This window comes from Chryseobacterium sp. G0162 (assembly GCF_003815715.1).
Taxonomy (GTDB): domain Bacteria; phylum Bacteroidota; class Bacteroidia; order Flavobacteriales; family Weeksellaceae; genus Chryseobacterium.
The window spans coordinates 3,987,537-4,000,478 of sequence record NZ_CP033922.1 but is presented as its reverse complement, the minus strand read 5'-3'; the positions used below and the strand labels follow the sequence as shown (position 1 = coordinate 4,000,478).

Genomic DNA, 12,942 nt, shown 5'->3' with positions numbered 1-12,942 from the left:
CATTTTCTATGGAGAAGAATACAGATTTAGAGATCATTTCTCACCTTAAGCCATCAAAGATTGTTAAAATCATGAAGGATCCGGAAGCTTCTGCAAAGGCGGTACATCTCATTTATACCACCGATGCAGAAACTGACGGAATCAGTCGTAAAAAAACAGGAAAGAAGTACTCTTATTATAAGGATGGAGAAAAAATCCGTGATGGGGAAGAAATAACAAGAATCAATAAACTTGTTATCCCTCCGGCATGGGAGAATGTATGGATTTGTGCTTTGGAAAATGGCCATCTTCAGGCAACAGGCTTTGATGTTAAAAAAAGAAAACAGTACCGGTATCATCCTTTATGGAGTGCTTTAAGAAATCATACAAAATTTTACAGAATGCTTCAGTTCGGGTATGCATTACCGGGCATCAGACTTCATATTGAGCAGGATCTGGCGTTAAGAAATTTTGAAAAACGAAAAATACTTGCCCTGATTGTCAGTCTTATGCAGAAAACGAATATCCGAATCGGCAATACTATTTATGAAAAGTTGTATGGGTCGTTTGGACTCACCACTTTGAAGGGTAAGCATGTTGAAATCAAAGGACAAAAAATAACTTTTTCATTCAAAGGGAAGAAAGGCATTATGCACAATGTTGATCTCAGAAGTAAAAAATTGGCAAAACTTGTGCAAAAATGCAAGGATATTCCCGGCAGGGAGCTTTTTCAGTATCTGGATGATGAAGGAAACAGGCATTCTATTGATTCCGGAATGGTGAATGAATATATTAAGGAAATAAGCGGCGATGATTTTACAGCCAAGGATTTCAGAACATGGTCCGGAACGGTGAATGCTTTGATTGCTTTCAAAGAAATCGGATATGCTGAAAATGATACTCAGTATAAAAAAAATGTAAAGGAAGCCCTGGATATTGTTGCTGAGCATCTCGGAAATACCAATACCGTCTGCAGAAAATATTATGTTCATCCTCTAGTAATCAATCTTTACGAAAACAATACGATCAAAAAATATCTTGACGAACTGGAAGTTATTGAAGAAAATGACGGAAAAGCCGATCTGACGAAGGAAGAGAAGCTGGTGATTAAGATGTTGGAGAATGAAAAACTGTAAAGGGTTTGGCTGGGAGAGGGAAGCTTGAGGCTGGAAGTACTATCAGACGATGTTGTTCTAAACGGCATTTTAATTAAATTATTTGAGTTTTTTATTAGCATCCTGACAAAGGAAGAGTTTAAAAATGTGGATGAGATTCTTCCTTCGTCAGAAGGGCAGGGCATAATAACTAAATAATTGATGTAGTTTACAAAACTGTAATACTTATGTTATTTTAAAAATAAACCTGTTAAAGAACCAACAGTCGATTCTTCAGGCTACAAGAACTCCTATATTCCAGTACCCAGCATCCATCCTATCCTGAAACTCTATTGCTCAAAAACTGAGTTCTGTATTCCTTCGGTGTAATTCCTGCAATTTTTTTGAAAAGCTGGGTAAAGTGGGAAGCTGTATGAAAATTCAGTTCGTAGGCAATTTCCGCAATGTCTTTACTGGAATGCAGGAGTGCCTTACTGTAATTGATATCAATCTCGTTGATCCACTGTTTAGGCGATTTTTGGGTCACGCTTTTCACACATTTATTCAGGTAACTTTCTGTTACGGATAATTTGTATGCATAGAAGGCCACGCGCTTTTCTCCCACATGATATTTGAATAAAAGATCCCGAAACTGAAGAGACAGCTCCATCGGACGTGTAGCAGATTTATGATGCGTATCTGAATCTGTGCTCAGCATTTTGATCAGAATAAGATGAAGCATCGTGACTACAACATCATTAATGTTCAGATTATTCAGCCATAACTCTTGTTCCATGATAGGAAGAAGTTGTGTAATCGTTCCGTAGGTCAGACTATCCAGATTCAGGAAAGGGGTCATAAAGAAAATACTGCTCTTATGTTTGGGTAATTCCTGCTCAGAGAGGATATTATTTTCGTAGGCAAGAAAGAATCCTTCAATATCATCGGAAAGTTCTACCGTAGCAGTAATCGTTCCTTGCTTAATAAAGATTACGCCGCCTTTTTCAGCATGATATTCTTTATTTTCAAGATATTGCTTGATATGTCCGTTGGTCACGAAAATAATAAAGTTAAATGTAGTGCGGTATGGGATCACCGGCATCAAAATTCCTTTAAGATAATTTTCTATCCGGTAAAGCTGTATATCTGCATTATTAGCTAGTATTTTCTCCGTGATATTAGGCAGAAAAAGTTTTTTATACTGAAAATTGGATAATACTTCCATATCCGATATTATGATAAATTAAAGTTAAACAAAATTTATAAAGCAGCACTAAAAGGGGTTGAAAATTTGAGAATGAGTTCATTTGAAAATCATTGGTTCTATCGCAAAAATCTCTCAGCTTTAAGACAATCAATCCTCACTCTCAAACGCTCCCACTCTAGAACTTGTAATACACCCCCACTCTAACCCCAAACGGACTTCCCGGTGTATAGGTAAGGTCTGTGATAGGTTCAGCCTCACCTTTCAATTGGGTTTCTGTAGCAAACTGGGCTTCATTCCATTTTACATTAAACAGGTTGTTAACCTGAATGTTTGCTCCCCACTTCTGACGGTTGTAAGACAGCATCAGATCATTAACGAAATAAGCTTTTGTTTTAATGCTATTGTCTTCTACTGCCGGTCTTTCTCCAAGATAACGGTATTGAAGACCTAAAGAAAATCCATTCAGGAAATCCCAGTTTACAGATCCTGTACTGGTCACTACGGGTGCCAATGGAATATAATCCTGTCCTTTTTCTTCTTCAATAAACCTTGCATGAGAATAATTGATGTCTGCATTCAGATAAAAGTTTTCCAACGGCTGAAAACGGATTCCCAGATCAGCTCCGAAACGTCTCGACTTTCCGGATGGCTCTACTACGGCATCATCTCCAACATATACAAATTCCTGCTGCAGATCCATATACCACACGGCAGGAGTAATAATCAATGATTTGAACGGGTGTAATCTTACTCCGAAATCAGCTCCAATAGAATAAGGAAGAGTGTTCTCATTTTTATTGGTTACTACCACTCTCATATCATTAGAATGGAATCCCATCCCAGTCTTCAGGAACCACATGACGTTATCATTCTGGGCATACGAAAAGTTAAGCTTAGGACTTACTCTGGTTGCTTCTTTTGACTGTCCTGAAGGCAGTTGTTCAAGATCCAGCAGATTATGCATATTGAAGATAAAATGATCTACCCTTACCGCCGGATTAATCGTCCATTTTCCTGTTTTCCAAACCAACCCTGAATAGGCATGAAGATTCGTTTCTGTTCCGTTTACATCAGAAAGTCTGTCAAGCAGCATATCTCTGTGATAAACGTGATTGAGCTGTAAGGTATTGATATCATCATTTCTTAAGCCAATTCCTGAAGTCCAGTTTAATGAACTATTAGCAAGAGAAAAGCTTTTAGTATATTTTACTTCTGCTCCATAGATGTTTCTTCCGTCAGTCTGCTGGATTTCATCTCCGTGATCTTTATCTTTTAAGAAAAATGTAAAATCGGAATACAGATTGAAATTATATTTTGAATAAAAAGCCATAGCATCAATCTGTTCAGACGGAGAAATGATATGTTTAAAGTTCATCTGAAGGTTTGTTCTGGAAGTTTTCCCGCCTTCAGTAGGATCAATACTTCCCCATCTTCCAATGATCCCTTCATCCACTGCACGTTCCGGAATCTGCCCGGAAGCATTCCATGAGGAATTGAATGTTGAAAACTGAATATTGAAGTAATCGTTATCGGTAAGCCATTGGTTATACTTCCCGAAAATATTAACCCTGTTGAAATTTTGTTTTACATCGAAAGGTCCGTCTGTATAATTATATTCTGCTGCGATATAAGCATTCTTTCTTCCCAGATCATCATGCAGAATATTGAACATACCCAAAACTCTTTTTGAATTGAATGAACCACCTTCAAGCTTAATCATACTATTTTTTAAGCCATTATACGTTTGAAAATCTACATACCCAGCCGTATTGAAATCTCCCCGGTCCATATAATAAGCTCCTTTTCCAAAATCAATATTATTTACCGTTTCAGGAATTACAAAGTGTAGGTCGGAATATCCTTGTCCATGAGCATGAGAGACAATATTCACAGGCATTCCGTCTACATTCACGCTTACATCGGTTCCATGATCGGCATCAAATCCTCTTAAAAAAAGCTGCTCAGCCTTTCCTCCTCCAGCATGTTGTGCAATAAACAATCCTGGTACTTTTCTTAATAAATCCTGTGCTGAATTAACAGGAAATTTATTCAAATCGACCTTCGTAATTGCAGATAAAAAAGAACTATGATTAATAGCAACTTCAGAGATCTGAAATGGTTTATGCTGTAAAAAGATAACTTTGTTTTTATCATCATCATTGGCAACCACCCATTTTACCTCATCATATCCCTGACGGCTGATGATTAAAGTATCAGGAAGTGATTTGACAGGAACCGTAAAAGTACCGTCTGTTCCTGTATGGGTATGGCTGTTTCCGTGATCATATTTTACCAATGCATCTGCAATAGGAAATTTGTCATCTGCATCCTTAATTGACAACTGCTTTTCTGCTTCCTGTGCCATCATTTTTCCACTGAATACCATGACAAGAAAAGCGGCTGCTATTTTAGTTATTTTCATTTTTTTATTTTGTTACATTAAAATTAGAGGGGAGATAATAGATGTTTTAGTTTTAGATTTCAATGGTCAATTTTGCTATACAAATGAATAGTGAATTGAAAATCTCCAGTGAAAGAATAATAACCTCACACATTTCCTTTCTTCACTCTAAAACACTCAAAAACAAGTTTATAATTTTGCTTTAAGAAATGCCTTTTGAATTAAAAGCGTGATCCATGTTCCGGCTACGAATGGGAAAGTAAATACTCCGCCTACTGCATCCAGACAGTGATTATCGATGAGAAGATCATCAATGATAATTGTTAAAAGAACGGCGATCAGTACCCATAAACCATCTGTTTTTTTAACGCCTGAAAATACAATCGCTGAAAGGACCGCATTAAATCCGAATAATCCCATGTGGATTTCTTGAATAGGCTCTCCATTTAATTGTGATAATCCGGCCCCTAAAATAGAAGCTGCTAATCCATACAAGGCAGCAATGGGTGAGCTGATAAAAACCGCCAGAAAGAAAATCATTCCTGAAAGTATACCGCCCTGAAAGATCACTTCCCCAAAACCGTTGGTACAGGTAAGAAAATCATCGTATTTTGAAGGGATCACCTCAGCACTCAACATGGCAGATGGTGGAATATGGGTAAAATGATGTAAAGCAAATACCAATATCCAGGTAATCACAATAAAAGGAAAAGTAAACACCGGAATTTTCTTCTGAATAAAAAAATGCTGAATAACAGCTGCCAATGCACCACCCAATATTATAAGTATCCAAATCAAGGTTGTTGTTTCGAATAAAAAGGCCAATGCTACTCCTACAAGCGCTGCACTGAAACCATACAATCCGGCATTAATTTCAGATGGGTTATATTTAAGCTTCATGGCGGTAAAAGTTCCGGCTGCTGTTGATAGCAAAACTGCAACACCGCATTGCCAGCTTCCCATAAATATTCCTATCAAAAACAGAAGTCCGGTCCATCTGTTTTCCTGAAGCATAATTTGCCCGATTCCTTTTAAAACATTGTCTAAAAAGGGTATTTTTTTGAAAAATTCGTTCATAGTTTTTTTAATTGTATTATTGATTGCAGGTATTCAGACAAGAGATGTATAGATGAGAGACAGGGGCAGGCTTAAATATCAATATTCAATTTTGCTTCGCAAGTGAAGGGTAAATCATCAGTGAAAGGATGACAACCTTAAACTTTAAACCCTGAACTTTAAACTCTCCTATTCTAAAATCCTCAAACCTCACTTACCATCCAAGAAAGACCATTCCAACTCCGCAGACCGTCACCACAGCACCGCTTACCACCCCCATGTATCTTTCCAGTTTTTCAGTATTGAATAGTGTCGAATAGCCATAACGTCCTAAAAGTACCATTCCTAGCATCGTTAAAACCGTAGTAACCGTAAATGAAGTTACCAAAACAGCAATTTCGGGCATAGAATGCTTAACTCCTGAATAGAATAACAAAGGAATCAGGGGTTCACTTGGTCCCATTACGAAAATCATGAAAAGAACAAGTGGTGTTACTTTTATTCTTGTCTGAGGCATTACCACTTCACTGTGATTGTGTTCATACACATAAACATCATCCCCCATCACATCGAAATGTTTATGGGGTTTATTTCTGATCGCCTGGATAACACCGTAGATTAAATAAACTCCTCCAAAGATCAGTAATGCCCATCCTGAAAAATTTCCTCTGATGTCCTGAAACCAGGAGATTTTATTCAGCTGCCAACCCAAAAACACTCCGATAAAACCAAGGATCAGAGAACTCAGAACGTGTCCAAGCCCACAGACCACTGTTAATATTGCGGTTTTCATTCCGCTCCATTTTTTTGATTTTGAAATCACGATGAAAGGCAGATAATGATCTGGCCCTGAAGCTGTGTGTATAAAACTTATTGAAACGGCACTCAAAAGAAGCGCCCAAACTGTACTATCCATTTTCTATTAATGCTGTTATTTCAAATTCTTTACTAAGTTTTGGCTAAAGCCAATGGAAGGTTTCTTTTTATTTGCGCGGGCTAAAGCCCGCTTCTGTTGAATATGTGCTCTCGCAGATTTTGGAGATTACGCTGATGCCAGCCTTGTCAAGGTTTAAAACCTTGACAAGGCTCCTGAATAACTCAACTCTTACTCCAGCGACCAAAGGATCTCCTGCACGTAAACGAAAAAGTTGTACATCATTTCCCCACCATGCCCTAAGGCTCTTACTACAAAACCATTATCTTCCATCGCAGAAACGCCTACTTCCATCTCTTCAATATGTTGAGCTGCCGCTTCAACGATCTCTTCAATCAATCCATTTTTATCTACATTTTCTTTTGTGCTGTAGAAGATCAATGTTCCCTGATGGGTATATTGTTCCAGATTACCTATACTGCTGATCGGAATCAAGTCAGGTTGGATCACCACATTATCCTTCACTACCAATTTATTATTATGATAGATTTCCATAAGGTTCTGGAAACGTCTCAGCTTGAAAACTTCTCCATAATGCTTTCTTCCGCAGGTGATAATTTCACTGATGATGATCTGACTGTTGTTTCCGATATGAACATTCGCTTTACTTTTAAAATTCGAATCTTCATGCGGAACAATAGGATGCGGAACATACGCGAAAGAGGTTTCGTCCTCCATCGTTACATTCAGTTCCTGAACAGCCTTATCTTTCATGTTGAAAAGTCTCTGATATGACTGCGACTGCAATTGAAGGGAGGATCCTTTTTCAAGCGCTACATCCAAATGGTAATGGTCACCATCCAGAATCCCCGGAGAGGAGCTCATCACCATCTGATAGAGCTTTTTGTCACTTTTTCTCTGCCCTACAGAAACAACTCTGAAAGGAAGCGAGACATAAAGATCTTTCACATATGATTCTCCTCCCTTGAATCCTGCGATAATATTTAAACGACTATCCATTTATCTTACTAAGTTCGGTTCTTCAATTTCTTCTAAAAGAGCGTATTTTTTGATCCAGCCAATCACTTTATCCAATCCTTCATCTGTTTTAAGGTTGGTAAAAACAAAAGGATTTCCTTTTCTCATTCTTCTGGCATCGTTCTCCATCACTTCTAGACTGGCTCCTACATAAGGTGCAAGGTCAATTTTGTTGATGATTAATAAGTCTGATCTTGTAATACCAGGCCCTCCTTTTCTAGGGATCTTTTCTCCTTCTGCAACATCAATAATAAAAATTGTAACATCTGCAAGGTCAGGGCTGAAAGTCGCGGAAAGGTTATCACCTCCACTCTCGATAAGAACCAGTTCAATTTCAGGGAAACGTGCTGCCAGTTCATCTACTGCTTCAAGGTTCATACTTGCATCTTCACGGATCGCCGTGTGAGGACAACCTCCGGTTTCTACCCCGATAATTCTGTCGTGAGGAAGAAGGCTGTTTTTGGCCATAAACTCAGCATCTTCTTTAGTATAAATATCATTGGTAATAACGCCAAGATCATATTTCCCGAATAATTTTCTGCTTAAACGTTCCAATAATGCAGTTTTTCCTGAACCTACAGGTCCTGCCACTCCTACTTTTATATATTTTCTGTTTTCCATTTTTTCTAAATTTTACTTTATTTGTTTTTTTAACGCTATGTGCGCTAAGATTTTTTTATTGATTGTGAAGATTTTTCTTTCGTAAAGGCATCTTCATTCATTTAACTTATTTCCTACGACATATAAAGTCTTGAATAAAGCCTTTCGTGCTGCATACACCTGATATCAAAAGCAGTATTACAAAGTCCCACCATATCTCTATCCAGCTCCATGGTTTCCCAAACTGTTTTTTCCATAACAGGATATAAGGAGAATAAGATATCTTGTCCATCAAGCTGTCCCAGGGGTACCAGCTTTACAGCATTGGTAATCATCCCGGCAACAGAAGTATAATAGAATCCTAACAATGCTTCATATAAAGGAATTTTCATTAAATAAGCATAGACTCCAAAGACGATACAGTAATGAGAATTGGCTTCTTTGTTACGAACGGCTTTTTCGAATTCATCCATTAATGGAAAGTTGTCTCTTCTTTTGAAGATTTTTATCAGTCTTAATCCTAATTTCTGACTGGCCTGACGGATTTCTCTTGGACATTTTATAGCATTACACTCATTGTCAAGATCCAAAAGTGCCTGCAAATCTCCTTTTTCAGCTGCTTTATAAGCCAGTTTTACAAAAGCACCATCATTAAATTTAAGGTTGTACTGAAGCATATTCTGAACAAACTCTTTCGCTGTCTCTACATTATGGACAATCCTTTCCTGAACGTAAGTCTCAAGTCCATTAGAATGAGTATAGCCCCCGATAGGAAGAGTGGGATCTGCAAGATGAAGCAGTCCTGATAAAAAGTTGATGTTCATATTATTCATCTTTTGGAGCAGCCATTTTTAAGATTTTGGTAAAAATTGTAGAACCAAGACTTCCATGTCCGTGAGGTTCTACATTCGATTTTAGAAGATTAAGAAGTTTTACGGATTGTTTTTCCGGTTTAAAACCGCTTGCTTCCAGCCATCTGAACATAGGCATTTCAAACGGAAGCAATACTTTATCTTCCTGAATAAAAAGCGGAATATGCTTGTTTCCGATTTCATAACATACAGTTCCCATTTCCAATAAAGAGCCGGGAACCATTACGATCGCATCTGTTTCCAGCACATTGATCGCAATTACTTTTTCTGCATCCTCAAAAAGAATATCTCCTTCACGCAAACGCTGACCTTCTTTTAGAAACTTGATGGCAACATCTACTCCATTTCTGGTTCTTTTGCGTTGGATTCTTTTCGTGGTTTCAAACCACTCCAGATCCAGATAATCGATATTCTTTTCCGTAGGATTTTCGGTGAGATTGCCTATGGTTTGATTAATTATCATCTTTAGCCGATTTTTTTCTGAAGTCAAAGTTTTTAGAAATACCAACCCCGAATGTTGAACCACTAAGTCCTGCTACGTAACTCTTCGTCCAGCCTTCTTCTTTAGTTTTAGTCTGAAGCATTGAAAGTTCTGCAAATTTGAATTTCAGGGCCCAGCCTCCACCTAATAAGATTCCGATCAGAGGATAAGCACGAAGACGGAACCCATTAAAGTTCTGCATCGCATCCGCTGTTGTTGACTGTTGCTGCCCCCAAACGTAGTGAGCATCTATCTGCCCGATCAATACGAAGTATTTTCCAAGCATTAAAGACGGACTGTACCAAACTCCGGCTTCATTTTGTTTATACACAACATTATGATTTACAGAATTTTGTGAGTATGCATAATTAACCCCAACGAGGTCATTGTTATTGATAAAATATCCCACACCTAATGGTGCACTGGAAACGGTACTGCTGCTGCTGGTAGGAGTAGTAACTTTTGAATAATCCAATGAACCATACATCATAAATTGTCCTTTGGGTCCATCTTCATCACTCTTCAGCCTGTGTCCTCCTAAAAACTGAGCGCTTACATTACCAGAAAGTAAAGACATCCCGGCTATAGCAAGAGAAAAAACTGTTTTATTTAAATATTTCATTCTAAACGTAGTTCTATAATTGTTCTATAATTGTTTTAAAATTCTAATAGATCGACTTTGAGTAAAGAGAGTGTCTGGAAATGTCATTCTGACGAAGGAAGAATCTCTTTGATAATCCCATGGAGATTCTTCACTCCATTACATTTCGTTCAGAATGACAAAACCAAATAATTTTAGTTTTCAGACACTTCTTTAAAGCTTATCTTAGAACAAGTAATATAACTGTGTTAAAGGAAGTGTCTCTGCCGGTTCACAAGTGATGTATTCACCATCTACCGTTACTTTATAGTTTTCAGGATTTACTTCAATTAAAGGAGTCTTATCGTTATGAATAAGATCTTTTTTACCAATATTTCTACAGTTTTTCACCGGAAGAATCATTTTCTCTAATTTGTAAGAAGCAATCGTTCCGTTATCAATAGAAACCTGAGAAACAAAATTGGCACAAATACCATATTTTGCCTTTCCGTGAGCACCAAACATATTTCTGTAGATCACTGGCTGCGGTGTTGGAATAGAAGCATTCGGATCTCCCATTTTAGCGGCGATTACAAACCCTCCTTTTACAATCATTTCAGGTTTCACTCCGAACAATGCCGGTTTCCAGATTACTAAATCTGCCAATTTTCCTTCTTCAATAGATCCTACATATTCTGAAATACCGTGTGCAATCGCTGGGTTGATTGTATATTTAGCAACATATCTTTTTGCACGATAGTTATCGTTTCCGCTATCTTTATCTTCAGCCAAATCACCTCTCTGCTCCTTCATTTTGCTTGCAGTCTGCCAGGTTCTTGTAATCACCTCACCTGGTCTACCCATTGCCTGAGAGTCAGAACTCATGATACTGAAAACTCCCATATCATGAAGAATATCTTCAGCTGCAATGGTTTCAGGACGGATACGTGAATCTGCGAATGCCACATCTTCAGGGATGTTTTTGCTCAGGTGATGGCAAACCATCAGCATATCTAAGTGCTCGTCGATTGTATTTACGGTATAAGGACGTGTAGGGTTAGTAGACGCTGGTAATACGTTTGGATACATCGCAGCTTTGATGATGTCCGGCGCGTGACCTCCCCCTGCTCCTTCCGTGTGGAAGGTGTGGATTACTCTTCCGTTGATCGCTCTCATGGTATCTTCAAGGAATCCTCCTTCATTTAAAGTATCGGTGTGGATCGCAACCTGAACGTCATATTTGTCGGCTACTTTTAATGCTGCATCAATCGTTGCAGGTGTTGCTCCCCAGTCTTCGTGGATTTTTACTCCTAATGCTCCTGCTTCTACCTGCTCTTCGATAGGCTCTTCTGCAGAACAGTTTCCTTTTCCGAAGAAGCCTAGGTTCATTGGGTATTCTTCTGCTGCTTCAAGCATTTTCTGCATATTGAATTTCCCTGGGGTTACTGTTGTCGCGTTCGTTCCGTCATTAGGACCTGTTCCTCCTCCGATCATGGTAGTAATACCACTGTATAGAGACGTTTCAATTTGTTGTGGGCAGATGTAGTGAATGTGTGTATCAATACCTCCGGCAGTTACAATATATCCTTTTCCACCGTGAACTTCCGTAGAAGCACCGATGATCATATTAGGAGATACTCCATCCATGGTATCAGGGTTACCTGCTTTACCGATCCCTACGATCTTACCATCTTTAATACCAATATCTCCTTTTACAATTCCCCAGTGGTCGATGATTACTGCTCCGGTGATACAAAGATCAAGAACGCCTTCGTCTCTTTTAGCAGTAACATTCTGTCCCATCCCGTCACGTACGGTTTTTCCCCCTCCGAAAACGGCTTCGTCTCCGTAATGGGTGAAATCTTTTTCGATTTCAATAATGATTTCAGTGTCTCCCAGTCTGATTTTATCTCCAGCGGTAGGGCCTAATATATTGGCGTATTGTTTTCTGTCTATGTTTAAGCTCATCTTAGTGATTTTTAAAGTTTAACTCTTCAGCTTTTGCAAGGCTTGCTTTTTTCTGATCTTCAGAATCTACCTGTCCATCAACAAGATTATTAAAGCCCATTGCTTTTTTGGTTCCTCCTATTTCTACCAATTCCACTTCTTTTTCTTCTCCCGGTTCAAAACGTACTGCAGTACTGGCTACAATATTCAGTCTCTTTCCGAAAGCTTTTTCACGATCAAAGCTCATTGCCTTGTTTACTTCAAAAAAGTGAAAGTGTGAACCAACCTGAATAGGACGATCTCCTGTATTGGTTACTTTTATTTTGACAGTTTCTCTGCCTTCATTGCAGATAATTGTACCTTCTTTTACAAAAATTTCTCCTGGTATCATAATCAATAGGAATTAACGGATTGGGTTGTGTACGGTTACCAGCTTTGTTCCATCAGGGAATGTAGCTTCAATCTGAACATCGTGGATCATATCTGCCACGCCAGGCATTACATCATCTTTAGTTAAAAGATTAGCGCCTTCCTGCATCAGTTCAGCTACTTTTTTTCCGTCTCTTGCTCCTTCAAGCAAAAAGTGGCTGATCAGCGCTATTGATTCTGGATAATTTAATTTAAGGCCTCTAGCCTTTCTTTTTAGAGCCAGCTCTCCTGCCAGAAATAGCATAAGCTTCTCCGTTTCTCTCGGTGTTAAGTGCATAATATTTTTATTTAAAATTGGACAAACAGTATCCTGTTCGCCTTTCTGAAAAGGCAAATAGATAGGTTCAAAAATTTGAAAATGGGAATGATGCTTATGGATCAGTA

The 12,942-nt window shown here is 38.4% G+C and carries 13 protein-coding genes; 1 reads left to right on the top strand and 12 read right to left on the bottom strand.

Annotated features, from left to right (window positions below):
- Positions 1-8 precede the first annotated feature (8 nt).
- Entirely contained in the window at positions 9-1,115 is a 1,107-nt protein-coding gene (locus EG344_RS18055; RefSeq protein WP_123910761.1) for a DNA topoisomerase IB, read from the top strand.
- 295 nt (positions 1,116-1,410) lie between these two features.
- Here the strand turns inward: EG344_RS18055 and EG344_RS18050 are convergent, their stop codons facing one another.
- The 12 genes from EG344_RS18050 to ureA all read right to left on the bottom strand — a co-directional run bounded on the left by EG344_RS18050 (position 1,411) and on the right by ureA (position 12,835).
- Positions 1,411-2,298, bottom strand: coding sequence for a helix-turn-helix domain-containing protein (locus EG344_RS18050; protein WP_123910760.1), 888 nt, complete (start codon positions 2,296-2,298; stop codon positions 1,411-1,413).
- Positions 2,299-2,455: 157 nt separating this feature from the next.
- A complete protein-coding gene (locus tag EG344_RS18045; RefSeq protein ID WP_123910759.1) occupies positions 2,456-4,702 on the bottom strand; it encodes a TonB-dependent receptor in 2,247 nt (748 codons plus the stop codon).
- 168 nt (positions 4,703-4,870) lie between these two features.
- Positions 4,871-5,758 (bottom strand): urea transporter, encoded by an 888-nt coding sequence (locus EG344_RS18040; protein ID WP_123910758.1) that lies wholly within the window; start codon positions 5,756-5,758, stop codon positions 4,871-4,873.
- A gap of 193 nt (positions 5,759-5,951) precedes the next feature.
- Positions 5,952-6,653 (bottom strand): hypothetical protein, encoded by a 702-nt coding sequence (locus EG344_RS18035; RefSeq protein WP_123910757.1) that lies wholly within the window; start codon positions 6,651-6,653, stop codon positions 5,952-5,954.
- A 189-nt stretch (positions 6,654-6,842) separates the two neighbouring features.
- Positions 6,843-7,631 carry an urease accessory protein UreD gene (locus EG344_RS18030; protein WP_123910756.1) on the bottom strand — a complete coding sequence of 263 codons (789 nt, stop codon included), beginning with the start codon at positions 7,629-7,631 and terminating at the stop codon, positions 6,843-6,845.
- Positions 7,632-8,270 (bottom strand): urease accessory protein UreG, encoded by a 639-nt coding sequence (gene ureG, locus EG344_RS18025; protein ID WP_045499433.1) that lies wholly within the window; start codon positions 8,268-8,270, stop codon positions 7,632-7,634.
- A 113-nt stretch (positions 8,271-8,383) separates the two neighbouring features.
- Positions 8,384-9,073 carry an urease accessory protein UreF gene (locus EG344_RS18020; RefSeq protein WP_123910755.1) on the bottom strand — a complete coding sequence of 230 codons (690 nt, stop codon included), beginning with the start codon at positions 9,071-9,073 and terminating at the stop codon, positions 8,384-8,386.
- A 1-nt stretch (position 9,074) separates the two neighbouring features.
- Entirely contained in the window at positions 9,075-9,584 is a 510-nt protein-coding gene (gene ureE / locus EG344_RS18015; RefSeq protein ID WP_123910754.1) for an urease accessory protein UreE, read from the bottom strand.
- The gene (locus EG344_RS18010; protein ID WP_123910753.1) at positions 9,574-10,224 is read right to left on the bottom strand and encodes a hypothetical protein; all 651 of its coding nucleotides are present in this window, start codon (positions 10,222-10,224) and stop codon (positions 9,574-9,576) included. Before EG344_RS18010 ends, ureE begins: the two co-directional genes overlap by 11 nt.
- A 204-nt stretch (positions 10,225-10,428) precedes the next feature.
- Entirely contained in the window at positions 10,429-12,150 is a 1,722-nt protein-coding gene (gene ureC, locus EG344_RS18005; protein WP_123910752.1) for an urease subunit alpha, read from the bottom strand.
- A gap of 1 nt (position 12,151) precedes the next feature.
- Entirely contained in the window at positions 12,152-12,520 is a 369-nt protein-coding gene (gene ureB, locus EG344_RS18000) for an urease subunit beta (RefSeq protein WP_123910751.1), read from the bottom strand.
- Between the two features lie 12 nt (positions 12,521-12,532).
- Positions 12,533-12,835: an urease subunit gamma gene (gene ureA, locus EG344_RS17995; protein WP_089690243.1), complete on the bottom strand. Its 303-nt coding sequence runs from the start codon at positions 12,833-12,835 to the stop codon at positions 12,533-12,535.
- Positions 12,836-12,942 lie beyond the last annotated feature (107 nt).